The following is a 25,574-nucleotide window of genomic DNA, read 5'->3' on the forward strand; positions in this document are numbered from 1 at the left end:
GTAGTGAAAGTCCCTATCGGCACGAACTTGACTCACATCAATCTGTCCGTACAATGAGACCACATTCTCACACAATGGACAACTGGATTCGGAGGGATTATGGACAAGAACATGTCGGAGACGCTGGTTCGCACGGGCCCGGGCACGGCGATGGGCAATCTGATGCGCCGCTACTGGGTGCCGGTGCTGCTCGCGAGCGAAATCGCGGAGCCCGATTGCCCGCCGGTGCGCGTGCAGATCCTCGGCGAAAAGCTGCTGGCCTTTCGCGATTCCGAAGGCCAGCCCGCGCTGATCGACGAGTTCTGCTCGCACCGCGGCGTGTCGCTCTACTTCGGCCGCAATGAAGAGAACGGCATCCGCTGCTCGTATCACGGCCTCAAATTCGACCGCAACGGCAACTGCGTCGAGGTCCCGTCCGCACCGCAGGCGTGCAAGCACATGGGCATCACCGCGTATCCGTGCATCGAACGCGCGGGCATCGTGTGGGCGTACATGGGGCCGAAGGACCGTCAGCCGGCGCCGCCGGATCTCGAGTGGTGCAACCTGCCGGAGAGCCACGTGTTCGTGTCGAAGCGGCTGCAGGAATCGAACTACCTGCAGGCGATGGAAGGCGGCATCGACACGAGCCACGTGTCGTATGTGCACCGCTACGAAGTCGACGATGACCCGATGCACCAGGGCACGAAGGCGCTCGACTACATCAAGGCGGACGGCAACGTGATCTTCGAGATCGAGAAGCAGCCGTTCGGCCTCACGCTGTTCGGCCGCCGCAACGGCGAGCCGGATTCGTACTACTGGCGCGTCACGCAGTGGCTGTTCCCGTGGTACACGCTGATCCCGCCGTTCGGCGACCACTCGCTCGCGGGCCACGTGTGGGTGCCAATCGACGATCACAGCTGCTGGGCGTGGAGCATCAACTTCCGCCCGGACCGTCCGCTCGACGAGCAGGAACTGGCCGATCTGAACGCCGGCAAGGGCATTCACTGCGAGTACGAGGAAGGTGGCACGTTCCGTCCGAAGGCGAACAAGGACAACGACTATCTGATCGACCGCAAGGCGCAGAAGGAAAAGCGCGCGTACTCGGGCGTGTTCGGCTTCGCGATGCAGGACGCGTCGCTGCAGGAAAGCATGGGTCCGATCCAGGACCACAGCAAGGAAAAGCTGTTGCCGACCGACCGCGCGATCGTGATGGCGCGCCGCATGATGTACGAGGCGGCCACGGCACTGGTGCCCGACACCGATCCGCCCGCGATCGACGCCGATCAGCAGCGCGTGCGCGCTGCCGGCGTCTTGCTGCCGCGCGATCAGAAGCCACAGGAATGGGCGGTGATCCATCTGCACGACGGCAAGGACCAACCGATCTACACGATCTGATGCACGGCGGGGCCGGGCTTCTCTCCGCCCCGCGTGTCGTCGTCCGGTCCGACTGGACCTTCCGCCCATTCCGCAAAAGGAGGCCGGCTGCGCGCCGGCAAGCAATGCAGCAACGTAAAAGACTCGAAGACAAGGTCGCGCTGATCACTGGCGGCGGAGGCGGCATCGGCGCCGCGACCGCGCGCGTGTTCTGCGCCCAGGGCGCTGCGGTAGTGCTCGTCGATGCGAATCCAGAGGCGCTCGCGCGCGTCACTGAAGACCTGAAGGAGGCCGATCCGTCGGCGCGTGTCGAGACGTTCCCGGCCGACGTGTCGGATGACGCCGATGCGGTGCGCGCGGTGCAGTTCGCCGCCGCTTCGTTCGGCCGGCTCGACGTGCTGGTCAACAACGCGGCGATGCGCAACTACAGCGCGCTCGCCGACGCGACGCCGGCCGAGTGGCAGGCGATGGTGTCGGTCAATCTGGTCGGCACGTCGAATTATTGCAGGGCGGCGCTGCCGTTCCTGCGTCGCGCGGGCCGCGCGAGTATCGTCAACGTATCGTCGTGCTATGCGGTGACCGGCCGCAAGGGCATGGGCCTGTACGACGCGACCAAGGCCGGCATGCTGGCGATGACCCGCACGCTCGCGTTCGAGGAGACCGCGAACGGCGTGCGCGTGAACGCGATATGCCCCGGGTCGACGCTGACCGGATTCCACGTGAATCGCGCCATTGCAGCGGGCAAGAGCGTCGAAGTGCTGAAGACGCAGCGCCAGGACACGTCGCTGATCGGCCGCTGGGCGTCGCCCGAAGAGATCGCGTGGCCGATCCTGTGGTTCGCGAGCGACGAGGCGTCGTACATCACCGGCACGACGCTGATGGTCGACGGCGGCCTGTCGGCGATGTGAGCGGAGGAGAGGTGGCATGAACATGACCGATTCCACGCTGATGGTGCGGGTCGCCGCACGGCGCGACGAAGCCGACGGGATCGCCGGCTTCGAGTTCGTCGATGTCGACGGCCGCGAGCTGCCGCCGTTCGAGGCGGGCGCGCACATCGACGTCTACGTGCCCGGCGGGCCGGTGCGGCAGTACTCGCTGTGCAACGCGCCTCGCGAGCGTCACCGGTATCAGATCGCGGTGTTGCGCGACGCCGATTCGCGCGGCGGATCGCTGCGCATGCACGACGCGGTGAACGAAGGCGACGCGCTCCGCATCGGCGTACCGCGCAATCATTTCCCGCTCGCCCGCCATGACGCGAAGCCGCTATTGCTCGCGGGCGGCATCGGCGTCACGCCGCTTCTCTGCATGGCGGAGCAGCTGGCAGCGATGGGCGCGGCGTTCGACATGCATTACTGCGCGCGCTCGAAGAGCCGTGCGGCGTTCGTCGAGCGAATCGCCGCGTCGTCGTGGGCGGACAACGCGCAGTACCACTTCGACGACGAGCACGGCATGCTCGATCTGAACGCACTGCTGACAGGCGGCGCGGACCGGCATCTGTACGTGTGTGGTCCGCAGGGCTTCATGAACGCGGTGCTCGATACGGCACGCTCGCTCGGCTGGAGCGACGATCGTCTGCATTACGAATACTTCGCGGCGGCGCAGCCTGCCGGCGACGGCGGCTCGTTCGACGTGCGGCTCGCGCGCTCGGGCCGCGTCGTGTCGATTGCGGCCGATTGCACGGTCACGCAGGCGCTCGCGGCGGCGGGCGTCGAGGTGCCGGTGTCGTGCGAGCAGGGCATCTGCGGCACCTGCATCACGCGGGTGCTCGAAGGCGAACCCGACCACCGGGATCTGTACCTGTCGCCCGAGGAGCAGGCCCGCAACGATCAGTTCCTGCCGTGCTGTTCACGTGCGAAGTCGAGGGTGCTAGTGCTCGATCTGTAACGGCATTCGCCGGCGCCGGTCACAGCAGGCGGCCGGCGCCCTATCCATCAGAAAGAAAGAAAACGGGCGGCCGCTGGCACGCCCCGGCATTGGAGGAGTCATGGAGAAGAATCTGGCGTCGTCGGAGGGCATGTCCGCGAACGTCTGGGCCACGAACGGCGCACGGGAGGCGAGCAGCGCCGACACGAACCCGTATCGCTGGGTCGCGCTGTTCATCGTCTGGGCCGCGTTTCTGCTCAGCTATGTGGTCCGCGTGGCGTGGAGCACGGTGGCCGCGCCGGTCGGCGCGTCGCTCGGCATCAGCGTGTCGATGCTCGGTGCGTTCGTCACCGCGTTCTACGCGGGCTATGTGCTTGCGAACGTGGTCGGCGGCATGCTGACCGATCTGCTCGGCGGTCGCGCGATGCTCACGCTCGCGCTGCTGCCGCTCGGCGTACTCACGTTTACGTTCGGCTATACGCATTCGCTCGCCTTCGGCATCGTGATTCAGGCGGCGATGGGTTTCGCGGCAGGCGCCGACTACTCGGCCGGCATGAAGATCATTCCCGCATGGTTCACGCGCGACCGGGGCCGCGCAATGGGCCTCTACACGACCGCGACGTCGCTCGCCGTCGTGATCGCGAACGCGGTCGTGCCGTCGTTCTCAGCGCGGCACGGCTGGTCGAACGCATTTCATATGCTCGGCATCGTCACGTTCGCGTGGGGCATCGTCACGTTGCTGCTGCTGAAGAACCGGCCGTCGAACGAAGCGAAGCCCGCGCGCAACAGCCTGCAGGACATGCTCGGCCTGTTGCGCAACCGGAACCTGATCGCGCTGTCGATCGCGGGCTGCGGCGGCTTGTGGGCGACCGTCGGCTTCGCTGCATGGGGCAACGCGCTGATGACGCGCCAATACGGCATTGCGCCGATCGTCGCCGGATCGATCGTCGCGTCGTTCGGCATCGGCGCGGTGATCGCGAAGCCGACGCTCGGCTGGATCTCCGATCTGCCTGGCGTGTCGCGGCGGATGATGTCGATCGGCTGCCTGATCGCGTTCACGATCGCGTTGCTGGTGTTCGGCTACTGCTCGACCGCGCATCAGTTCTATCTGGTCGCGCCGATCCTCGGGGCGTTCTCGTTCGGCTATCTGCCGGTGCTGATGGCACAGGTGAGCGACGCATCCGGCAAGCGCCTCGCCGGCGCGAGCGCCGGCTGGACCAATGCGATCTGGCAGTCCGGCAGCGCGGTGTCGCCGATGGTGGTCGGCTCGCTGTATGGCGCGAGTCATTCATTCATGCTCGCGCTCATCACGCTCGCGATCGGACCCGCTATCGCGGTCGTCGCGATGTTCTTCGTCAATCCGCACATCGCACGCGAATGACCGACTCTCTCCGGCAGCCGCCGCGGCCACGCGCCGGCTACCGCGACCACAGAGATCGAACGATCACGCTTTCGCAGCACAAAACAACTCAATTTCCAGCAGGAGACACACGGTGAAGCACAAGCCTCTCGCCAGGCCCTCGAAGGTCCTTTTTGCATGTGGTATTGGTATCGGCATCAGCGGCGCGGCGCACGCGCAGTCGTCGGTCACGCTGTACGGCATCGTCGACTCGGGGGTGACCTACGTGACTCACGCTGTCACGCCGCAGGGATCGTCTGGCACCCAGGTCGCGCTCGGCACCGGCAACCGGCAGAATTCGCGTTGGGGTTTTACCGGCAAGGAAGATCTCGGCAACGGACTGCGGGCGATTTTCACGCTCGAATCGGGCATGGCGATGAACACCGGCGCGCTGCAGCAAGGCGGGCGGCTGTTCGGCCGGCAAGCGTTCGTCGGACTCGAATCGGACCGCTACGGCGCGATGATGCTCGGCCGGCAGATGACGCCGATGTACCGCTACTTCCTCGCGCTCGACCCGCTCGGCTATTCCAGTTACGGCCTTTCCGCGCAGGACGCGCAGTTCGTCGGTCGCGCGGATAACGCGGTGTCGTATCTCGGCCATGTGGGACCGTTCGAGCTGAATGCGCTCTACAGCTTCGGCTATGACGCAGTCGCCTCCAACGTGCCGGTGGCGGGCTCGTTCCGCGTCGGCAAGCAGTACGACATCGGTGGACGCTACGTGCAGGGGCCGCTGAATCTGACGTTCGTGTACGAGCAGCGCCAAGGCTCGGTGATCGCGACATCGGGCGATAGCGAGCGGCGCTACGTGGCCGGCGGTTCGTATGCAATCGGCAAGGCGACGCTGTACGGCGGCTACGAATTGCTGCTGAACGATGTTCCGTCGACGCTCACCACATCGCCGCCGCAGTCGATGGCGTTCGCGGGCGTGCGCTACAAGGCGACGTCGGCGCTGGACCTCGCAGCCGCGAGTTACTACCACGCGTATCGCCAAGTCGACGCGCACGCATTGAGCACCGGCGTCAACGCGGACTACTGGCTGTCGAAGCGCACGGCGCTGTACACCGACATCACCTATGTGATCAACAGCTCGAAGGCCGCGCTGAGTGCAACGGGATGGGCGACTTCGGTCGCGACGACGACCGTGAAGACCGGCGCGAACCAGCTGGCGTTTGCGATCGGCGTGCTGCACAAGTTCTGACGGCGGCGGCGCGCGCGCTCAATCGCTCAGTGCATCGCGATGATCGCGCGGGCCTTTCGCCGACGCGTAATATCGCTGCAACGCGTCGGTCGAGCGCGCGCCCAGCGTGCGGACCTGGACGAGCCAGTCGGTTTCCACCGGCCACTCACCGCCGATCACGCGTGGATAGATCTGTCGTGCGTAGCGATGCAGTGCCTTCGCGCCGATGTTGCCGCTGACGCCAAGCAGCGCATGCAAGCTCGCGTGCGTCGCCTTGATATCGACAGCCGCGCTGTTTGCCGCGAGCCGCGCGACGAGCGAGCGGATCTGTTCGATGCCGTTCAGGAACGATTCGTCGAGCAGATCGAGCGAGACCAGTTCTTCCAGGTGGGGTTCGTCGAGCAGGCTTTCTTCAGCGATGGGGGGGGCCGCGTGCGCGCTCGCCGTGGGGGCCAATGCCACCGGCGTCGCCGCAAAATCCGTTTGCGCGCTTTCGCCCGCGGTTTCCGCAATCCGTTGTGAAGATGGAGAGTCCGCACTCAGCTCGCCGCGTGTGCCGAACTGCCGTGCGAGACATGCGTACAGCGAGCCGGCTTGCACCGGCTTGATCAACACCTCGTTCATCCCGGCGGCAAGGCAGGCCTGCACCGCTGCGGGATCGGTGTGACTGGTCAGCGCGATGACAGGCAGCGTCGCGTAGGCATCGGTGCGTGCGCGAATCGACTTCGTCGTCTCGATGCCGTTCATGCCCGGCATGTTCACGTCCATCAGGATCGCGTCGATGAAGCCGTCTTCGTGCAGGTTGGTCAGCACCGCCTGACCGTGGTCGGCCTCGATGACGCTCGCGCCGCAGCGCTCCAGATAAGCCTTTGCGACGAGCCGGCTGTAGGTGTCGTCGTCGGCGATCACGAAGGTTCTGCCGGCGAAGCCGTCGGGCAGCTCGCCCGGCTGATGCCGCACGCCGTTGTCGAACAGGGCCTGCACCGCGGTGATCAGCTCCTGCACACTCGACGTCTTGCCGATGATCTCGTCCATGCCGGCGCGCCGCGCGCGCAGCCGCACCGCGTTGCCCGGTTCGGCGGTATAGGCGGCGATCAGCACGTTGCGGTTCGGGCAGTCCCGGTCGGCCCGGATGCGCTCGGTCGTCGCATAGCCGTCCAGATCGGGCATGCTGATGTCCATCAGCACGAGGTCGTAGAGCGGCGCGCGCCGCAGCGTGGCGAGCGCAAGCTCGCCGCCCGACGCCTCGCTGACATAGGCGCCCGCCTTCGTCAGCAGGCGGCGGGTGCGGGCGCGCAGCGTAGCGTCGTCGTCGACGACGAGCACGCGCTTGCCCTTGAACGCCGGCATCGCGCGTTCGAACAGGCGCCGCTCGTGCTCGGCGACCTCGTCAGCCGCCACCGGCGGAAAGCGCAGCGTGAATGCGGTGAACTTGCCGAGTTCCGATTCGCAGTCGATGCTGCCGCCGAACGCGCGCATCGCGCGCTGGCAGTACGCGAGCCCGAGCCCGGTGCCGCCCGAGTTGCCGGCCGTGCGAAACGGCTCGAACAGATGCTGCAGGATCTCCGCCGCGATGCCGGGGCCGGTGTCGCGCACGATCACCGAGTCGCTATCGACGGTCAATGTCAGCGTCGCCTGCGGATACGCGACGATGTGATGCAGCGCGTTCTTGATCAGGTTGAACAGCGTGAACAGATAGACCGTCTCGTCGACCTTGAACACGAAGTCGCGGTTGACGACGACGCTCACCTTCGCGCGTTCCTTGTCGTTGTCGAAGCCGTATTCGGCGAGCGCCTTGCGCGTGGTCGCGCCGGCATGCAGGTAGCTGAGACTATCCGGGCGGATCGATTTCGCGGCGACTTCGTCGAGCGTCATCGCGATGATGCGCAGGCCGCGCTCGATCGACAATTGGCCCTGCGCGAGATGGTTGTACATCAGCGAGGCCGTGCCGTCGGTGAGCGTCGGCGCCGCGCCCGCCTTGTTCGCCGAGGGCAACGCTTCCTCGACGCGGTCGAGCACGTGCCGCAACTGGCTCAGCGGATTGCGCATCTCGTGCGCGATGGAACCCGCGAGCGCCTGCAACGCGCGGTTCTTTTCGACGAAGATGCGTCCCTTGCTGATCGCGTGGCTGAACGCCATGCTGCACAGCACGACCACCGGCAGCAGCGCGAGATTGGACTTGTCGTCGGCGCTGAGAACGATCGGCGTCGGCGAGCTCAACACGCCGGCAAGGCCGCCGGAAAACACGCCGATACCGATGCACGTTATCAGCAGCAGCGGGTTGTCGATACACAGCGCCAGAATGAAGATCATCATGACCTCGGTCATCATCCACATCGTGGAGAAGCCGTTTCTGACGGTCAGGAACGTGCAGACGAACGGCAGCACGTAAATCAGGCAGCAATGCCAGTAGATCAGCAGAGCGGGGTTGTAGCGCCTCGGCCAGCGCGCCTGGAACAGCAGCGGAACGCAGACGGCCGCCGCGCTGAGCCGCAGCAGCAGGTTGTCGTAAGGCTGCGGAAGGAGGTAGGTCCAGACGATGTAATAGATGGGGTGACACAGGAGGCCGAGTGCGCCTCCCCATCGAATCGCGAACCTGCTTCTTTCCAGCATATCCCGCATGCTTTCGCGCGGTCTCGCCATCAGGCCTCCGAGTTCATCAGGAACCCATCATTTCATGCGTATTGAATTGCTGTGCTTCGACGCCTTCGGCGAGCGAGTCGCCGTTCTTGCCGTGAAACGGTCCGACCGAAAAGCCGTACTTCTTCAGAAGACCATGAGTATAAGAGACCGACCACACGGGCGGGCTACCGATGATGAAATCGGATGCGATGCCTTCTTGCCACGCGGAATAACCTTCGGCAAAGCAGGTATAGCAGTCGCGGGTGGACGGCAGCCTGAACGGGAAAGCGGTGTCGAGTCCAGCGGGCCCACGCGCGAAGCATTCAATATAGAGCGTATGACCGCGAGAAGCGAGTTCCGCTTCGACGCTGGCCGCGCGCGGATGCGAATCGTCGATCCAGAATTGCGCGCGTTTGAGATCGGCGGCGCTCAGGTAGGGCACGCTTGTGCTGCTCGCGAGGATCGCGCCGTCGAAGTCAGGGAGCGGCGTGTCCGGGCTGAACGTATGCACCGAGACTTTCGATTTGCCGAGCAGGTCCGACGCGAGCAACTCGTTCGCCTGATCGGTCAGCAGGTTGATCTTGTCCGGCAGATCGATCAGCACCAGTTCCTTCGGCGCATCCTTGTAGAGCAGATACTTCGCGACCGTCGTGCCGAGCCGGCCGGCCGCGCCGAACAGCGCGAGCTTCGTGTTGCCGAATTCGAGGCTGAGCTGTTCGCAGCAATGCATCGCCCAGTCCTTCAGCATCGCCGCGGTCGCCGCGTGGCCGGTCGTGATGTGAGGCGGCTTGACCGGCCGGGGCAGCGCCCCGTAGTTGCATGCGTACGGCGTCGACGCGCCCATCGCGACCATGTTCAAGCCCGCCTTTCTGGCGAGCTCCAGCGCCGGAAAGAATTGCGTCGCCCGAAAGCGCTTGATGCCGCGCGGGCTGCCGAGCCACATTTCGAGCGGCACCGGGCAGGCGATATTCGCGCCGATTACCTGCGAGCCCGAATAGATCGGCGATGCGATGAAAGGCTTGGTCTTCCACAACTCTTCTTCGAACGACTCGCTGCGTTCGCGAACGTTGTGAAAAGAAAATGAAAGAGTCTCCCAGTCGGTCGCGTGAAACAGAAAGCCGACCCCCCCCTGACGGGCCGGCAGGCTATCGCGGATCTGCTCCGGGTGAATTTCGTGCTTGAGCGCAAGCGGTGCACTATTCCGATGCAAAAGAAGTCCGGTTGGCTCGTTTGAAACGGTCGACAGGTCTTTAAGGAGAGCGGTCTTCATTGGGTTTTCCTTGGTTTTGATTAGACGCTGGAAAAGTCAGCGCGCGGCGTGGCCAGCCGGTTGGACCGGCGACCCTTCAACTCTAGAGAAATCCGCACCGATACGCCCGTCTGTTCGTGCACACAGCATTCACGAGCGGTTCAAGACGGCTTGCCCGCCGGGTGGGAATCGGCTCTGGGCAATCTTTTGAAAGAATTACGGCAGAACTTTCGATGTATTACGGCACGTCGTGCGCCGTCCTCGAATGGCAAAAGGGCCGCTCGGCGGCCCTTTGCTTGCATCTCCGGCGAATACCGGATTAGCGTGTAATGCTATAGCCGATTCGCGCAATCCAGCGATGCTGGTTGTAGTCGAGAATGTTCTCGCCACAACCGCTAAAGAAGCCGAGCCATACGTAACCGCTGTCCTCGCGGTAAAGAACAGTGCCGGCATGTAACGCGTGTCGCGCAAAGGCGCCTAGTACATCTGGCCCGGCGCCTACAGAGGACAACGTCATGCGTCAGCGCGACACGGCGAAGCCAATGCGCGCGGCCCAGCGGTGCTGGTTGTAAGAGAGAAGATCTTCCGCGTAGCCGTTGAAATAGTTTAGAAACAGATACCCGCCCCATGCACTGCCGAATATCTTGGCAAGCGGGTAGGTAAATTGTACGTCGACGCTTCCATAGGTCGATTTCGTGCCCTTTCTCAACGTGGTCGCGAGCTGCCAGCCATCCGGGCTGCCGTATTTGACGAGCAGGTCGACATAGCCGCGATAGTCGGCGATATCCGAATTCGTGTCCTGTTTGTGCGTGTAGGCGTAGATTTTCGGCTCGATGGTCAGGTGATTGGCGTTGAGGTCGCCAAAATCCCAGATCGGCTTGATGTAGACATAGTCGATGCCACGCGACCCGGGACCGGCGGTCCCGTTCGACTCGTGCTCGTAGCCAGACTCGATGCCCATCCGGGTGAACCAGCTGGTCCTCCACCCGGTGTCCTCCAGGTAGTAGAAAAGAGCGGGCATGTAGCTCGTATCGTAGAACGGGTTCATATGCCCGCGGATATCCCACAGAGAAGTCTGCGTGTAGGCGAAATAAAGGTTGTCGAGAAAACCGCGTGAACGCGGATCATCGGGCAGTACGAAGCGGAATTTGAAGCTGACCTGGAATTTGGCGAGACCGTCTTCCGACGAGTCCCAGCCGTCGGCGAAGTAGGTGGGCTGGTAGAACGAAAATCGCCCCACGAGAAAGGTGCCGAGGTCCGGCACCAAGGAATTCGAGGGCTTCACGGTCGAAGGCGGCACTTGCGCGGCGATCGACTCGTTGCCGGCCATCGGCCCTTCGGCTGGCGCGATCACGACCGGTGCGGATGCGGACGCAACCGCCGCCGCAGACGCGGGCGCCGCTGTTGCGGCGCTGGCCGTCGCCGCATTGCGAGGCACACGCGTGAGCAGGACTACCGAAGGTGATACGTCGACGCCAGGCAGGTCGATGCGAAGCGCACCGCGCGCCCAATCGGGCCATGGCGCACTATAGCTGACCGCCTTCATCTCGCCGGCCGCTAGCCGGACATGCTCGGGTGCGCCGGATGCGCGCGTGAGCAGTACGGCCCTTGGCAGGGCCTCGCCGTTGGTCAGCGTGACGCTCAAGGTGCGAGGCACGTCGACCGACGTGCCGGAGGGTGCGTCGCCGGTGTAGACGATCGTCACGACAAGCGGTTCGTCGGACCTCGCTTCGCGCGGCGGACGCAATATGGAAACCCCGGCGACGCTATACGCAGAGTAGCTGCCGAGCACCAGCGCACTGATGCAAACCGATAGGCTGGGGAGCAGTTTGGAAAATGAGCCGGAAAGCGGACTTGACGACAATCGGAAAACGCGCGAGCGATGGCTGCGAACGCCAGACTGGCGGTTTTTGTTCACGCGAGACATCAATCGATTCCGCACACGGAGCTCCTATTGGTCTGCGAGTTCAGGTCGCAATGAGACGATAGCGTCAAAGCATGCAGTTGGATAGAAAATCAGGGTCCGCGTTTTGATTGCGGAAACCGCCATCCACGCCGGTTCCCGCTATCCGTTTTTTCGCTCATTCTGCCAGTGCTATTAGGAATTGCGCGAGTGGAAAAAGAGCTGCCGCGCTATCGATGCGAATAGCGACGGGAACAGCGTCGGAATAGCGTCGGAATAGCGTCGTGTCGTTGCATTTGCGCAACGGAGCTTTAAATGTTAAATCGCGGGTGATTCGCGCCTTGAAATATCCGTTGGGCGCGCTGCACTTTTCGCTTATGACAATTGCGTGGCGATTCGCGATTCGATTGCCCGGCAAATCGTTGCCCAATCAATGCGACGGTTGAAAGCCCGCTTCAATAGGCGAATTTCCGGTATTGCTCCGGCGCGCCCGCCTTGTCGAGTTCGCTCACGCGCGGCATATGACGCAGTAGTCGCTTCGCGCGTGACGTCAATTGCGCATAGACGGCTTCGGGTACGTCGATGTGGACTTCCGGCCTGAAGTACCAGCTGCGGCTGTAGCCGATCACGACCATCGGACGCGGCAGGTCGGTCCGGTTCGGCGTGCCGCGATGGAACGCGCGCACGTCGCGAATCATCACGTCGCCGAGTTCCATCGTGATCGCATGCAACGGCAGGCGGCCGTCGCGCCACGCGTTCAGCGCGTCGTCGGAGCGCATCCGATGCGTGCCGAGCGTCGTTTCGAATGGGCCGTTCTCGAGCGTGACGTCACATAACGGAAAGTTGACCGCGAGCTGGAACGACGGGGTTTCCGCTTCGCCGTCGAACAGCGCGGGTGTGTCGCGATGAATCTCCTGAAACGTCGAGCCGTTCAATGGCGTGTCGGTCGCCAGCTGGCACATCACGGGGTCGTCGCCGGCCACGCGCTCGACGATGCCGAGCACGTCCGGATCACAGAAGATCGACTGATCGGCGAAGACCCCCGTGAACGGCAGCGTGACGTAGTGCCGGTTTTCGCCGCGCACGGCGGTCGCCCGCGCGGCAATCTGCTGTTGCAGCAATGGCGCGAACGCGTCGCGCCATGCGAGCAGCGTCGCCTTCGGGAAGTGCTGGCGCAGAACGACCATGCCGTCGCGTTCGAACGTCGCTGCGCAATCATCGAGTTGTTCGGTCGAAAAGCGGCCCACGGTTGTCTCCTTTATCGAGTCGTTGAGTCGGGGCTTGCCTCGGTAACCTGCATGTGGCGCTCATTCCATCGGCGAGACCAGCAGCGACACCGGCACGCCGTGACAATCGACTTCCGCGAGGACCGTCGCGCCGAGTTCTTCGCCCAAGCTGGTGCGCGCGTCGATCGGAGTTCCATTGCGGTCGATGCGCAGAATGTTCAGCGGCCACGACGGCCGCGTCAGCCTCTCGTGCGCAAACGCGCCGACCCACAGCGGCGCCGCGGCGGTGCCGTTGCCGACCGCGTAGGCGCTCGGCCAGAAACGAAGCACGTAACGTTCCTCGCGCGATTCGCCCGGCCGCATGAAGACGAGCGACGACGGCACGCCATTGTTCAGCTTCGGCAGCACCGGCAGCGACACCGCCGCGACGTCGGGCGAAGCGAGCGACAGCAGGCTGTGCGCGGACACGTCGGTGCCCTCGATCCAGCCCCGCGCGCGCAGTAGCTCGCGGATCGAAGCGGGTTCGGAGACCCATTGCAGCGTCAGCGGCTCCTTGCGATCGCCGCCCATGTCGGACCGATAGCACGGCAGCCGCTGCCACTCGGAGTGTTTCCACTGCGCCTGCGTGAACTGCACGGGTGGTGGTTGCGGTGCGGTGTTCGGCGGCGCCGGCATGGCGACGCCGAGCTGCAGGCCGACGCTGAGCACGACCACCGCGAGCACCACGAGCGGCATGAAACGGCGCGGCGGCGGCGGCCGCGGATGCCGCCAGATCGCCGTCAGCGCAATCAGCGCGACCCACACATAGGCGAGCGCCGCGCCGCCGATCGCGTCGGACACCCAGTAGCGGCCGAAGTACACGCCCGCGAGCGCCACCACGATCACGACGATGATGCTCGCTCCGGCAACCAGCACGCCTTCGAGCTTATCGACCCGACGCGCGAGCAGAAACGCGAGAAAGCCGTAGACGATCACCGTCGCGGCGACGTGATTGCTCGGAAACACGAAGTGGCCTGTCATCAACTCATTGGGCGGCGCGCGGCGCATCGCGAGTTGCAGGCCGAGAATCAGCAGCTGCGAAAACACGACCGCGGCGAGCCAGTAGGTGATCGTGCGCCAGCGCCGCTCCCATACCATCCACAGCGCAACCGTGACGACCAGCGCAAGCAGCGTGATGCCGCTGCCGAGCGTCCCGAGCGCCGCGAGTACCGTGTCGCCCCACGGCGTGCGCACCGATTGCAGGAAGTGATAGACGGACAGATCGATGGTGGTCAACGGATCGCCGCTGACGACGTCTTCAAGGACCCCGAAGAAAAGCGCGCCGGCCACCAGCACGATCAGCGATGTCGCGAGCAGATGGGTCGCATCGGGCGTGTCGGGGTCGAGCATGCGGCGCGCGATGCGGCCGAGCGGACCCGGATGTCGGCATGCCCAGCTGCCGAGATGACGGCCCGCCGCGCTCGACAACGCATTCGCGTGCGATACGAGGAACCCCGCGCCGCGAAAGCTGAGCCACACGATGCACACCAGCATCGCGATGATCACGACGAGCCGGAACGACACCGCGCCCGCGAGCAGCACCGATGCGCCGAACGCGACACCGGGCAGGATGTGCGCGGGCGCCCACAACAGCGCGGACAGCACGTTGATCGCGAGGAAGCGCAGCGGCCGCATGCCCATCATGCCCGCGACGACCGGCACGATCGCGCGCAATGGGCCGATGAAGCGGGCGAGCACGACGCTCTTCGCGCCATGCTTCAGAAAGAAGCGCTGGCCCGTGTCGAGTACGCCGGGGTGTGCGCGGAACGGCCACAGCGTGACGATGCGCTCCTTGTAGCGATCGCCGAGCCAGAAGCTGGCGCCGTCGCCGGCGACCGCGCCGACGATCGCCCACACGAAGACCCAGGCAAGACTCAGCGAGCCGGTGCCGGTCAGCGCGCCGGCGAGGAACATCGCGGTGCTGCCGGGAACGAAGGTGCCGATGACCGCGATGGATTCGAAAAATGCGGCGAGAAACACGACCGCGAGCATCCACGTCGAGTGGCCGGCGAGCAGATGCAAAAGGTGGCTGTAGGCGTGCTCCATCGTGCGCGATCGGCGGTTCTCGGGCGTGACGATCGATCATAACGCGCACGGGCAAACGGTGGGCGCGGGCGGGGGCGGCGCTTCTGCAGCGGTCGGGCGATCGGCTCAGAATAGATATCGTGGCTCGGCGGATCGATGCGCTTGGGGGGAGCTATGAAGACAGCAACCGGTGGGATCGTAGGGTCGGCGTTGCTCGTGACGCTGTTGACGGTGGGGGGCACGGGGACGGTCGAGGCTCAGCAACTGGGCAATCCTGGCGGCAGCCAAGCCGGAACTCGTGCGGGCACCGGCGCGGGCACCAGCGCGGACAGCGGCAATGCGGCTGCCGGCGGCGCAATGGGCATCGGTACCGGCGTCAGTCCGAGTGCGATGCCGGGGCCGGGCATGTCGGCGGGTGGCTCGTATGGGCTCGGCGCCGGTGGCGCGACCGGCTCGGGCGGCGCGCTCAACAACATGCGCGCGAACGGCACGGCGCTCTACATGAGTCCCGACCCGCGCGCGCCGAACGTGACCGGCCGCGCGGCGCCGCCGCGCTAGGGCGGCGGATAGAATGCAGATCCGATCCGACCACAGGGGAAGGGAATGGCACACGGCGAGCACAAGTATCGCGTATCGGTGCAATGGACCGGCAACCGCGGCAGCGGCACCTCCGGCTACCGCGACTACGGCCGCGACCACGTGATTTCTTCCAGCGGCAAGCCGGACATTCCGGGCTCGTCGGACCCGGCGTTTCTCGGCGACGCGACGCGCTGGAATCCCGAGGACCTGCTGGTCGCGTCGGCGAGCGCGTGTCACAAGCTTTGGTACCTGCATCTGTGCTCGGACGCGGGCATCGTGGTGCTCCACTATCGCGACGACGCCGAAGGCACGATGCTCGATTCCGCTCACGAAGGCCGCTTTTCGCAGATCGTGCTGCGCCCGCGCGTGACGATCCGCGCGGGCGGCGACGTCGAGCAGGCCATGCATCTGCATCACGTCGCGCATCAGAAGTGCTACATCGCGAACTCGGTCAACTTTCCGATTCTCTGCGAGGCGATGGTGGAGACGGATGCGCGTTGAGGCGCGGGCGGCGGCGCCAGGCATGCGAGCCGGCGGGCGGGGCGCCGGCCAGCCGCTCGCTAACGCTCAACGATTGCCGTCGAGCAGATCGCCGAGCAGTTCGTCGAACGCGGCTTGCGCGTCTTCGAGTTCCTGCAGCGCGGCGTCGAAAGTCTGCAACGCAAATTGCGAGGGTTTGCCGCTGCCTGCTGGCGGGAATTGCGATTGCAGCGACGCGAACGCCGTCTGCACACGCTTGGTGGCGGTCAACACGCGTTCCATTGCGGCGGTTTCTTCGGCTCGCGCCTTGTCGTGATCCATGAGAACTCCGGGGTCGTCGGGTTGCGTCGGGACGGCTCGCGCCGCTCCTAAAGGGGACTAAAGGGGTGACTATGCCACGTTCGCGTTCAGGACAGCGGCAGACCGCCAAACGCTTTCACTTCGCGCAACGATAAGGCCGATTCCACCGACGTCACGCCCGGCAGGCTGCGCAGTTCATCGCGCATGAAGGTGCCGTAGTCGTCGAGGTCGCGCGCGACGATCTGCAGGATATAGTCGGCGCTGCCCGACACGTTGTGGCACGACAGGATACGCGGGATGGCCTGCACCTCGCGCTCGAAGCGCGTCGACACCACGCGGTCGTGCACCGCGAAGCGCACCAGCACGAATGCGACCACGCCCAGACCGAGCCCGGCGCGCGACAGCACCGCGCGATAACGGTCGATGTAACCATCGTTCTCCAGACGTTTCAGACGCCGCGCGCACGGCGTTTCGCTGAGGCCGACCATGTCGGCGAGACGCGCGATCGACATGCGGCCGTCGTTTTGCAGCGCGGCGAGAATCGCGCGGTCGGTTTTGTCGAGATCGTCGGCGGACATGGTCGGAAGGTGCTTGCTGCGGGTTGGTGGAAGGCGCCATTAGATTTTGAAATCTTAGCGTATTCCGCTATTTTTGGATTGGTCTGGGCCGAAAATCGCCAGCAAACGCCCCGCTTCCGATAGCAAGATGGAGCCTCGAACTACAAGGAGGCTCCGATGATTTCCGCTCACCTGCTGGCCGTCTACGTGGCGGCATTGATCGTCGTTTATGCGGTGCCCGGGCCGGACATGGCGCTGATCCTGCAAACCAGCATCGCGCGCGGCGTGCGCAGCGGCTTCGCTGCCGCCGCGGGGCTCGGCGTGTCGCGCGCGACGCACGTGACGCTATCGGCGTGCGGCATGGCGGCGCTGCTGCGCAACGCGCCGTGGCTTTACGACGCGGTGCGTTATGCCGGCGCGGTCTATCTCGCGTGGATCGGGATTCAGATTTTCCGCTCGCCCGGGTTCGCATTGCCCGCCGGTGCACGCGACAGGCAAGCGGCCGGCGCGTCGCGAGTGGAATCCACTCCTCCGAGCGATGCGGATAGAGGCGCGCGGCCGTTGCGGACCGCGTTCGTCAAAGGTCTGCTGACGAATCTGCTCAACCCGAAGGCGCTACTGTTCTGCTCGGTGCTGTTGCCGCAATTCGTGCGGCCGGAAGCGGGGCCGGTGGCGTGGCAGATGATCGAACTCGGTGTCGTGCTGCTCGCGATCGGCGCATGCTTCGACGCGTTGTATGCGATCGGCGCCGCCCGCATCGCCAACTGGATGCGCGCCCATCCTTTGGCGCAAACGCTGCAACGTTGGACGTTTTCGGCTGCGTTGATCGGCTTCGCGCTGCGACTTTCGCTGGATTGAGACTCGAAGCCGGCGTGAGACTGCGTGAGCGGCCGACCGGCGACGCCCGCCGCTCACTTCTTCAGCTTGCGCTCGCGCCGCGGCCGGTCCTCGATAATTTTCTTGCGATGCTCAGATATCGACACAGTCGCACGTGCAGCGCGCACGATGCCAAGTGATTGTGTTAATAAAGCTGAGAGCGCAGCGGCCGCGCGCACGCGCGGCGACACAACCACGTTCTCACGTGCGTCGATGAAAACTTTCCTGCTGTATGTCGTGACCGCTATTGCCGAGATCCTCGGCTGTTACCTGCCTTGGCGTTGGCTAAAGGAGGGCGGCTCGGCGTGGCTGTTGCTGCCAGGCGCGGCAAGCCTCGCGCTGTTCGCCTGGCTGCTGACGCTGCATGGCACCGCCGCGGGCCGCGTGTATGCGGCCTATGGCGGCGTGTACGTGGCGGTGGCGATTGCATGGCTGTGGCTCGTGGACGAGGTGCGGCCCACGCTGTGGGACGCCGCAGGCGCCGCGCTGACGCTGGCCGGCATGGCGGTGATCGCATTCCAGCCGCGCCTGCACGTGTGAGCGGGGCACCGCGATCGACGACCCGCCCGCTCCCATTACTGCTGCATCCCGCCCAGATAGTCGAGCTTACCGAGCTCGACACCGTTATGACGCAGGATGTCGTACGCGGTCGTCACGTGGAAAAAGAAGTTCGGCAGCACGAAACCGAACAGATACGACGCTCCCGTGAACTCGATCGGCCCGGGCCGCATTTTCAGCGTGATCGTGCGGCTCTCCGAGCCGTCGATCTGCGCCGGGTTGAATTCCTTCAGGTAATCGATCGTCTTCTGGATACGGGCCCGCAGTTCATCGAAAGTCTGCTCGACGTCCTCGAACTTCGGCGGCTCGACGCCGGCGAGGCGCGCCGCGCAACCCTTGGCGGTATCGCTCGCGATATACACCTGGCGCACGAGCGGCAGCATGTCCGGCGCGAGCCGGGCATTGGTGAACACCGACGGTTCGATCTGCTTCGCGGCGGCATGCGCCTCGGCCTTGCCGAGGATGGCCTGCAGGTTGGTGAGGCCGCGAATCAGCACAGGCAGTGATGCTTGATACATCGAAATTGACATGGGTTCCTCTGATTTCTCGATCGTGCGCGCGGGCGGCGCGCGCGGCACTGAAACGGCGGGAATGCCGCTCCAGCATCATAGCGTGTCGCATCCGCGCCGCGCATTAGCCATTCGGACGACTGCCGCACGCGTCGGAACTGTGTTCGAATGCCTTGGTCGGACGCTTGGACGAAGTTCTTGAACAACCCCTGCCGCGTATCGCGCAAACGATGCGCTTCGTGCAGGCGCGTGGCTGACCGTGTGCGAAGCCACGCCAACAGGAGAGTCGACACCATGGTCACCAAGCACCCATTGCCAGGCAGCGAGCGTAAGGTCGCGCAGGGCACCACGGTCATCGGGCAATGCGATCCCGCCGAGCGGATCGAAGTTTTCGTGATGCTGCGCCGCCAGCAGCAGGCGCAGTTCGACGCGTTGATGAAACGCATCGAAGCCGGCGACCCGAGCGTGAAGCCGCTGTCGCGCGAGGCGCTCGCCCAGGACTACGGCGCCGCGCCCGATGACATCGCGAAGGTCCGCGCGTTTGCGGCCGCGCATGGGCTCGCCGTCGTGCGCGAGGACCCGGCGGCGCGCTCGGTGCTGCTGAGCGGCACGATCGCGCAATTCCAGAGCGCGTTCGAGGTGAAGCTCGAACGCTACCAGCACCACACGGCTGGCCAGTTCCGTGGCCGCACCGGCACGATCAGCGTGCCGGACGATCTGCATGGCGTCGTCGAGGCGGTGCTAGGGCTCGACAACCGGCCGCAGGCGCGACCGCACTTCCGTATCCGGCCGCCGTTCGTGGCGGCGCGCGCGCAGCAGGAGTCGTTCACGCCGCCGCAGCTCGCGTCGCTCTACCAGTTTCCGCAGGGCGACGGCGGCGGCCAGTGCGTCGGCATCATCGAGCTCGGCGGCGGTTACAACACGTCGGACCTGAAGACCTATTTCTCGAGCCTCGGCGTCAGCGAGCCGACCGTGACCGCGGTCGGTGTCGATCAGGCCGGCAACAAGCCGAGCGGCGACCCGAACGGGCCAGACGGCGAGGTTACGCTCGACATCGAGATCGTCGGTGCGCTCGTGCCGCACGCGACCATCGCCGTGTACTTCACGCAGAACAGCGACGCCGGCTTCATCGACGCGGTGAGCAGCGCGGTGCACGACACGACCCACAAGCCGTCGGTCATTTCGATCAGCTGGGGCGCGCCGGAGTCGGTCTGGACCGGCCAGTCGATGAATGCGCTCAACAGCGTGCTGCAATCGGCGGCGGCGCTCGGCGTGACGATCTGCGCGGCGTCGGGCGACAGCGGGTCGAGCGACGGCTCGGGCGGCGGCGACCAGGTCGACTTCCCGGCGTCGAGCCCGTACGTGCTCGCCTGCGGCGGCACGCAACTGAGCGCGTCCGGTTCGGCGATCACGCGCGAGGTAGTGTGGAACGACGGCGCGCAGGGCGGCGCGAGCGGCGGCGGCATCAGCACCGCGTTTCCGGTGCCGGCATGGCAGCAGGGTTTGTCGGCCACGATGACGGCCGGCGGCAGCCAGCCGCTCAGCGGGCGCGGCGTGCCGGACGTCGCGGGCGATGCCTCGCCGTTGACCGGCTACGACGTGCTGGTCGACGGAACGCAAACGGTGGTGGGAGGCACCAGCGCGGTAGCGCCACTGTGGGCGGGGCTGATCGCGCGCATCAACGCGGCGAAGGGGCAACCGGTCGGCTTCGTCAACGCGAAACTGTACAAGGCGACGGGCGTGTGCAACGACATCACCGAGGGCAACAACGGCAGCTTTGCGGCGTCGAAGGGGTGGGACGCCTGCACGGGCCTGGGCAGTCCCAATGGCGGGAAGGTGGCGGGCGCACTATAGTCTGCAACACAGCGCATCACACAACAACAAGACGTAAGAACGAGGACGCACGGCAATAAAACAACCCTTGGAGCGATCATGACGAATACAGAATCAGCTTCCGGTAGCCAGCATTCGCCGCACAACACGCACGCCACGGCCTCGGCCGGCGCGTCCACCGCCACGAGCACCCCGCACAAAGCCGGCGACCAGCCGTTCTTCGACCCGGTCGCCTACGGCAACGGCCCAGACGATTCGGTTACCGATACGGTCGAGACGGCCGCGCTCACGCATCATTCGGTGACCATCGGCGGGCACAACATCAACTACACCGCGACTGCGGGCCACCTGGTGATCGTCGATCCGAGCAGCTCGCAGCCGTCGGCGAGGATGTTCTACGTCGCTTTCACGCAGGACAATCAGAAGGAAGAGACGCGGCCGGTCACGTTCTTCTATAACGGTGGGCCGGGATCGTCGTCGGTGTTCGTGCTGCTCGGCTCGTTCGCGCCGCGCCGCATCAAGACGTCGATGCCGGGCTTCACGCCGCCGGCGCCATATTCGCTCGAAGACAATCCGGACAGCCTGCTCGACAAAAGCGACCTCGTATTCATCAACCCGGTCGGCACCGGCTATTCGGCGGCGATCGCACCGAAGAAGAATCGCGATTTCTGGGGCGTCGATCAGGACGCGGACTCGATCAAGCAGTTCATCAAGCGGTTTCTGACCAAAAACAACCGCTGGAATTCGCCGAAGTATCTGTTCGGCGAGTCCTACGGCACGGCGCGCAGCTGCGTGCTCGCGTACCGGCTGCACGAGGATGGCGTCGATCTGAACGGGGTGACTCTGCAGTCTTCGATTCTCGATTACACGCAGTCGGGCAACCCGGTCGGCGCGCTGCCCACGGCGGCCGCGGACGCGTGGTATCACAAGAAACTCGGCGTCGCGCCGCGGCCCACCGATCTCGGCACGTTCGCCGAAGAGGTCGCGCAGTTCGCGCGCACCGACTACCTGGCCGCGCTGCGCAAGTTCCCGACCACCGACACCGCGACCGTCGAAAAACTCAGCGAATACACCGGTATCGACAAAACGACACTGCTCGCGTGGAGCCTCGACATCGCCGGCTACGACAGCCGCGGCAATTCGCTGTTCCTGACCACGTTGCTGAAGTCGCAAGGCCTCGCGCTCGGCGCCTACGACGGCCGCGTGACCGCGATCGACACCGGCATCGCCGGCAAGATCGACCCGAACTCCGGCGGCAACGATCCGACGATGACCGCGGTCACCGGCGTCTACACGACGATGTGGAACGTGTATCTGAACGAGCAGTTGAAGTACACGTCGAACTCGTCGTTCACCGACCTCAACGATCAGGCCTTCAAGTACTGGGATTTCAGCCATATCGATCCGACCGGCGCGCAGAAGGGCGTCGACTCGACAGGCAACATCATTCTGTACACGGCCGGCGACCTTGCGGCCGTGATGGCGCTCAATCCCGACCTGAAGGTGCTGTCGGCGAACGGGTTCTTCGATTTCGTCACGCCGTTCTATCAAACCGTGCTCGACCTGCAGCAGATGCCGCTGGTCAGTCAGCAGGTGCGGCAGAACCTGTCGGCGCGGTTCTATCCATCGGGGCATATGGTGTATCTCGACGGCGGTTCGCGCACCGCGCTGAAAGCCGACCTCGCAAAGATGTACGAAGAGACGGTGTCGGACGCGCAGGCGCTCGGGCGGATCCGCGCATTGCAGGCGCGGGTGGCGAAGTAGCGGCGGTGGCGGGGCGTCGGGACACATCGCGACGTCGCGTCGTGCCGGTCTGCTATGGCTCGCGGCGGTCGCCGCGAGCCGGCAAACGGTGCGCTGCCATGTCGGGCTTTTGTGCTCATCCAGATTGAATGTGTTTTAATTGCCTTGCGAATTGAACTACCGCGTGCCGCCGGCGCGCAGACGAATGAACGCAGGCATCGCAGACACGCATCGGCGGGGTCTTTCCCGCGACATCACCAGCAGCAATGACGCGGCCAACGCGCCGCGGCTCGGGCGCGAGAGCGTCGTTCGACCGCGCGCGCATATCACACATCGTGCGCTGTTCGTAACCGTCGGCGCACTGATCGCGCTGCGCATCGGGGACGCCGCCGCGCAGCCGAGCGACGTCCTCGACGACCGCGTCACCCAGCAATCGATCGGCCGGACGATTTGCCGCCCCGGTTATGCGGAAACCGTCGCGCCGCCGTTCGACGAACTGATGGCGCACAAGGACCGCATGCTTGCCGCGCGCGGCATCGATGTGGATGACAGCGCCGCGTTTGCGCTCGACCGGCACGTGCCCATCATGCTCGGCGGATCGCCCGATGCGCCGGCCAATCTCGATCTGTTGCCGTGGGCCGGCCCGCGGGGCGAGCGCCGCAAGGCACGCGCGGCGGCGATGCTCAAGCGCTGCGTCTGCGAAGGCAAGCTGAGTCTCACGCAGGCGCAAGCGGCGATCGTCGGCAACTGGTCGGCGGTGTATGCGGGCTTTGGCCAGGCGTCGTGCGACGTGAGCCGGCTAGACGTCGCGACTGGCGACGACGACGGCCCCGACAGCGAAGACAACCGGCGCGGCGACGCGCATGAGCGCGAGCGTTGAGCGCATTCGCGCGCTGCCGCAGTCGTCGCGGAACCACGGTTCGCTGCCCCTCATTTTTTTCGGAGAAACACGATGACCCATTCCCGCCTCGCCACCGTTGCGCTGACCATCGGCTGCCTGAGCGGCAGCGCAGCCGCGGTTGCCGCCGCGCCCGCGCATTGCGCGCGTGCCAATGAGCTCGAGATTCGCGGCGACGTGCCCGCGGCGCTCAGCTTCGACGTGTATCGGCAGCTGCGCCCGCTGGATGCGCGGCGAATCGCGCTGTTCGAGGCCGCCGGCGAAGTGAAGCGTCTGCCCGACGGCCTGCCGGTTTGCCAGATCGCCGACGACGGCGTCGACGATCCTTCCGCGGTGCTGGTCCGCCTGCCGCACGGTAAAAATACTTGGTGGGTGAGCGCGGCGAACGTGCAAGCGGCCGACTGATCGGCGCGATCAGCCCGCCTTGCTGACATCCTCCGCAGGATGCCTTTGACGATGTGTCTGCGTGCCAGGCATGCAAGGTGCTGAAGCAGCCGATGTTTTCAGGATTGGCGCGACTGATTCAGGTACAGTGCATCGACGGGGGTGTTTCGCCGTTGCCTACGACACTGCGTCACAGTGTGTTCGCTGTCGAAGCGGGCTATCCTGAGAACAGGATGAAATTTGCACAGGAGATTGGAACGATGGCTTTCTTTTTGTCATTGCTCGCTTTGGGATTGGCCGGCGCGACCGGCGTCGTCGCACTTCGCGCGCTGGCCGTGGCTCAGACGAAGCAGCGTGTCGCGCTGCGACCGGTGCGTGTCTCCAGCTCTGACCGACTGACTGAGCGCCGGGCACGGCGAGGGTAGTCCGCATGAACCTGACTGTGCGCAATATCGCCGAATCGTGCAGCGAGCAGGATGTGCGGGATTTCTTGAAGCGCGAACTCGGCCACTACGCTAAACACGTCGAGGTGGTGGACGCCGGCAAGCCCAACGCCTACGCGACGGTGGAACTCGACGCGAGCGTGCCGTATGTCGGCGACGTGATCGCGCGGCAGATTCACGGCAAGCATCTGGGTGGCCAGCCGCTCGAAGCGAGCGCCGATCTGTTCACCGACGAACCGCCGCCGGAGCAGCGAGCGCCGTAGGTGTAGGCGGCTCAGTAACGTCGATTCCTTTCGAAGGCGGTGGACATGCGCGGCGTCGCGCGCAGGTCCACCGCTTTTATTCGTTTGAGAGCCCGCTTCGCTGCCTCGTCATTGCCCATCAGGTGACGCCTGCCAGTCGAACGGGGTGTACGGCAGCGCCCGCTTGTGACGCGTCGCGTTGTAAAACTGCAGCACCACGTCACGCACGGTATCGCTGACCGGCTTGCCTTCGAGAAAATCGTCGATCGCGTCGTACGGGATGCCGTACGCGTCTTCGTCGGGGCGAAGCGGCCGCAGCATCTCGAGGTCGGCGGTCGGCACCTTGTGCGCCAACGCGTCGGGCGCGCCGAGCGTATGCGCGAGCGCGCGCACGCGGCGCTTGCTGAGCCCGGCGAGCGGCAGCACGTCGGCGCCGCCGTCGCCGAACTTCGTAAAGAAGCCCATCACCGATTCAGCCGCGTGGTCCGTGCCGATCACGACACCGGAGCGCGCACCCGCCACCGCGTATTGCGCGATCATCCGCTGGCGCGCCTTGATATTGCCGTGCACGAAATCCCGCTGTGATTCGTCCTTGAACGACACACCGCTTTTATCGAGCGATTCGAGCATTGCATCGGCGGCGGGTTTGATATCGATAGTCAGATTTTCGTCGGCGCGAATGAAACGTAATGCCTCCAGTGCATCCGCTTCATCGTGCTGTTTGCCGTAAGGCAGACGCACGGCGACGAAACGCGCGTCGTAATGATTCGCCCGCAAACGCTCGACCGCGAGTTGGGCGAGACGCCCGGCCGTCGTCGAATCGACGCCGCCGCTAATGCCGAGCACATAAGTTCTCAGGTGGCTGTTGCGCAAATAGTTCGCCAGAAAATCGACCCGGCGCTCGATTTCGCGGCTTGCGTCGAATTTAGCGGTGACGTGCATTTCGGCCGCGATGCGGGCCTGGCGGGCGGCGGGATCGGATGGAGCCATGATCGTTGTTGTCCTCGCGAGAGAAAAAGCGCTTGAAAGGGCTCGAGTATCGGGATGTGCCGCCGTATTCGGGCGATCTTTCGTCGAATGAAATCGTCCTTCGCTTTTGTGGCCTGATTTTCCGATGACCAGCTTAATTGCGAATTAATTGCATTTCACTGATATGTCGATTGCGGGGAAATAGTCAATCGTTTTTGAAGAGGTCGTAAGTTAGAGGGTATATTCATCGACACGCGTCAATTCGCTGCGTAACATCGATCGTAGCGAACGCCACCGGGATCCGGCGTGTCAATCAATAATAATCATGTTTGTTTCAGGACGCGATG

The 25,574-nt window shown here is 64.8% G+C and carries 24 protein-coding genes; 15 read left to right on the top strand and 9 right to left on the bottom strand.

Annotated features, from left to right (window positions below; translation table 11 throughout):
- Positions 1–99 precede the first annotated feature (99 nt).
- From AB3X96_RS09115 to AB3X96_RS09135, 5 genes are all read left to right on the top strand, one after another.
- A complete protein-coding gene (locus AB3X96_RS09115) occupies positions 100–1,374 on the top strand; it encodes a Rieske 2Fe-2S domain-containing protein (RefSeq protein WP_368589450.1) in 1,275 nt (424 codons plus the stop codon).
- A gap of 104 nt (positions 1,375–1,478) precedes the next feature.
- Positions 1,479–2,261, top strand: a complete 783-nt coding sequence (locus tag AB3X96_RS09120) for an SDR family NAD(P)-dependent oxidoreductase (protein ID WP_176105618.1) — start codon at positions 1,479–1,481, stop codon at positions 2,259–2,261.
- Positions 2,262–2,277: 16 nt separating this feature from the next.
- Positions 2,278–3,237 carry a 2Fe-2S iron-sulfur cluster-binding protein gene (locus AB3X96_RS09125; protein ID WP_368589451.1) on the top strand — a complete coding sequence of 320 codons (960 nt, stop codon included), beginning with the start codon at positions 2,278–2,280 and terminating at the stop codon, positions 3,235–3,237.
- 100 nt (positions 3,238–3,337) lie between these two features.
- Entirely contained in the window at positions 3,338–4,597 is a 1,260-nt protein-coding gene (locus AB3X96_RS09130) for a nitrate/nitrite transporter (protein WP_368589452.1), read from the top strand.
- Between the two features lie 112 nt (positions 4,598–4,709).
- On the top strand, positions 4,710–5,813 hold the full coding sequence (locus AB3X96_RS09135) for a porin (RefSeq protein ID WP_368589453.1): 1,104 nt from the start codon (positions 4,710–4,712) through the stop codon (positions 5,811–5,813).
- Positions 5,814–5,831: 18 nt separating this feature from the next.
- Here AB3X96_RS09135 and AB3X96_RS09140 read toward each other — a convergent pair whose 3' ends face one another.
- The 5 genes from AB3X96_RS09140 to AB3X96_RS09160 all read right to left on the bottom strand — a co-directional run bounded on the left by AB3X96_RS09140 (position 5,832) and on the right by AB3X96_RS09160 (position 14,877).
- Complete coding sequence (locus AB3X96_RS09140) at positions 5,832–8,435, bottom strand: response regulator (protein ID WP_368589454.1); 2,604 nt, start codon at positions 8,433–8,435, stop codon at positions 5,832–5,834.
- Positions 8,436–8,451: 16 nt separating this feature from the next.
- Entirely contained in the window at positions 8,452–9,684 is a 1,233-nt protein-coding gene (locus AB3X96_RS09145; RefSeq protein ID WP_368589455.1) for a hypothetical protein, read from the bottom strand.
- Between the two features lie 499 nt (positions 9,685–10,183).
- The gene (locus AB3X96_RS09150) at positions 10,184–11,368 is read right to left on the bottom strand and encodes a phospholipase A (RefSeq protein WP_368589456.1); all 1,185 of its coding nucleotides are present in this window, start codon (positions 11,366–11,368) and stop codon (positions 10,184–10,186) included.
- Positions 11,369–12,021: 653 nt separating this feature from the next.
- On the bottom strand, positions 12,022–12,813 hold the full coding sequence (locus AB3X96_RS09155) for a phytanoyl-CoA dioxygenase family protein (RefSeq protein WP_368589457.1): 792 nt from the start codon (positions 12,811–12,813) through the stop codon (positions 12,022–12,024).
- A gap of 60 nt (positions 12,814–12,873) precedes the next feature.
- On the bottom strand, positions 12,874–14,877 hold the full coding sequence (locus AB3X96_RS09160; RefSeq protein ID WP_368589458.1) for a VTT domain-containing protein: 2,004 nt from the start codon (positions 14,875–14,877) through the stop codon (positions 12,874–12,876).
- Positions 14,878–15,030: 153 nt separating this feature from the next.
- Here AB3X96_RS09160 and AB3X96_RS09165 point away from each other — a divergent pair, with 153 nt between their 5' ends.
- Together AB3X96_RS09165 and AB3X96_RS09170 are read left to right on the top strand one after the other, a co-directional pair.
- On the top strand, positions 15,031–15,414 hold the full coding sequence (locus AB3X96_RS09165) for a hypothetical protein (RefSeq protein WP_368589459.1): 384 nt from the start codon (positions 15,031–15,033) through the stop codon (positions 15,412–15,414).
- Between the two features lie 45 nt (positions 15,415–15,459).
- Positions 15,460–15,936: an OsmC family protein gene (locus tag AB3X96_RS09170; protein WP_368589460.1), complete on the top strand. Its 477-nt coding sequence runs from the start codon at positions 15,460–15,462 to the stop codon at positions 15,934–15,936.
- 66 nt (positions 15,937–16,002) lie between these two features.
- Here AB3X96_RS09170 and AB3X96_RS09175 read toward each other — a convergent pair whose 3' ends face one another.
- The gene (locus AB3X96_RS09175) at positions 16,003–16,236 is read right to left on the bottom strand and encodes a hypothetical protein (protein ID WP_013091435.1); all 234 of its coding nucleotides are present in this window, start codon (positions 16,234–16,236) and stop codon (positions 16,003–16,005) included.
- A gap of 86 nt (positions 16,237–16,322) precedes the next feature.
- Positions 16,323–16,793 carry an Lrp/AsnC family transcriptional regulator gene (locus AB3X96_RS09180; protein WP_176105629.1) on the bottom strand — a complete coding sequence of 157 codons (471 nt, stop codon included), beginning with the start codon at positions 16,791–16,793 and terminating at the stop codon, positions 16,323–16,325.
- Positions 16,794–16,949: 156 nt separating this feature from the next.
- Between AB3X96_RS09180 and AB3X96_RS09185 the strand changes: the two genes are divergently transcribed.
- Together AB3X96_RS09185 and AB3X96_RS09190 are read left to right on the top strand one after the other, a co-directional pair.
- A complete protein-coding gene (locus AB3X96_RS09185) occupies positions 16,950–17,630 on the top strand; it encodes a LysE family translocator (RefSeq protein WP_368589461.1) in 681 nt (226 codons plus the stop codon).
- A 231-nt stretch (positions 17,631–17,861) separates the two neighbouring features.
- Positions 17,862–18,188, top strand: coding sequence for a YnfA family protein (locus AB3X96_RS09190; protein ID WP_368589462.1), 327 nt, complete (start codon positions 17,862–17,864; stop codon positions 18,186–18,188).
- A gap of 35 nt (positions 18,189–18,223) precedes the next feature.
- Here the strand turns inward: AB3X96_RS09190 and AB3X96_RS09195 are convergent, their stop codons facing one another.
- A complete protein-coding gene (locus AB3X96_RS09195) occupies positions 18,224–18,736 on the bottom strand; it encodes a DUF1993 family protein (RefSeq protein ID WP_368589463.1) in 513 nt (170 codons plus the stop codon).
- A 273-nt stretch (positions 18,737–19,009) separates the two neighbouring features.
- Here AB3X96_RS09195 and AB3X96_RS09200 point away from each other — a divergent pair, with 273 nt between their 5' ends.
- The 6 genes from AB3X96_RS09200 to AB3X96_RS09225 all read left to right on the top strand — a co-directional run bounded on the left by AB3X96_RS09200 (position 19,010) and on the right by AB3X96_RS09225 (position 24,279).
- A complete protein-coding gene (locus tag AB3X96_RS09200; protein WP_368589464.1) occupies positions 19,010–20,569 on the top strand; it encodes a protease pro-enzyme activation domain-containing protein in 1,560 nt (519 codons plus the stop codon).
- Between the two features lie 78 nt (positions 20,570–20,647).
- On the top strand, positions 20,648–22,312 hold the full coding sequence (locus tag AB3X96_RS09205; RefSeq protein WP_368589465.1) for a S10 family peptidase: 1,665 nt from the start codon (positions 20,648–20,650) through the stop codon (positions 22,310–22,312).
- Between the two features lie 184 nt (positions 22,313–22,496).
- Positions 22,497–23,171 (top strand): hypothetical protein, encoded by a 675-nt coding sequence (locus AB3X96_RS09210; protein ID WP_368589466.1) that lies wholly within the window; start codon positions 22,497–22,499, stop codon positions 23,169–23,171.
- A 72-nt stretch (positions 23,172–23,243) separates the two neighbouring features.
- On the top strand, positions 23,244–23,594 hold the full coding sequence (locus AB3X96_RS09215; RefSeq protein ID WP_368589467.1) for a hypothetical protein: 351 nt from the start codon (positions 23,244–23,246) through the stop codon (positions 23,592–23,594).
- Positions 23,595–23,671: 77 nt separating this feature from the next.
- A complete protein-coding gene (locus tag AB3X96_RS09220) occupies positions 23,672–23,998 on the top strand; it encodes a hypothetical protein (RefSeq protein WP_368589468.1) in 327 nt (108 codons plus the stop codon).
- 5 nt (positions 23,999–24,003) lie between these two features.
- On the top strand, positions 24,004–24,279 hold the full coding sequence (locus AB3X96_RS09225) for an RNA-binding protein (RefSeq protein ID WP_368589469.1): 276 nt from the start codon (positions 24,004–24,006) through the stop codon (positions 24,277–24,279).
- A gap of 108 nt (positions 24,280–24,387) precedes the next feature.
- Here the strand turns inward: AB3X96_RS09225 and nadE are convergent, their stop codons facing one another.
- Positions 24,388–25,248: an ammonia-dependent NAD(+) synthetase gene (gene nadE, locus AB3X96_RS09230; RefSeq protein ID WP_368589470.1), complete on the bottom strand. Its 861-nt coding sequence runs from the start codon at positions 25,246–25,248 to the stop codon at positions 24,388–24,390.
- Between the last annotated feature and the right edge of the window lie 326 nt (positions 25,249–25,574).

The organism is Paraburkholderia sp. BR13439, assembly GCF_040948805.1.
In the GTDB taxonomy this organism is placed as follows: Bacteria; Pseudomonadota; Gammaproteobacteria; order Burkholderiales; family Burkholderiaceae; genus Paraburkholderia; species Paraburkholderia youngii.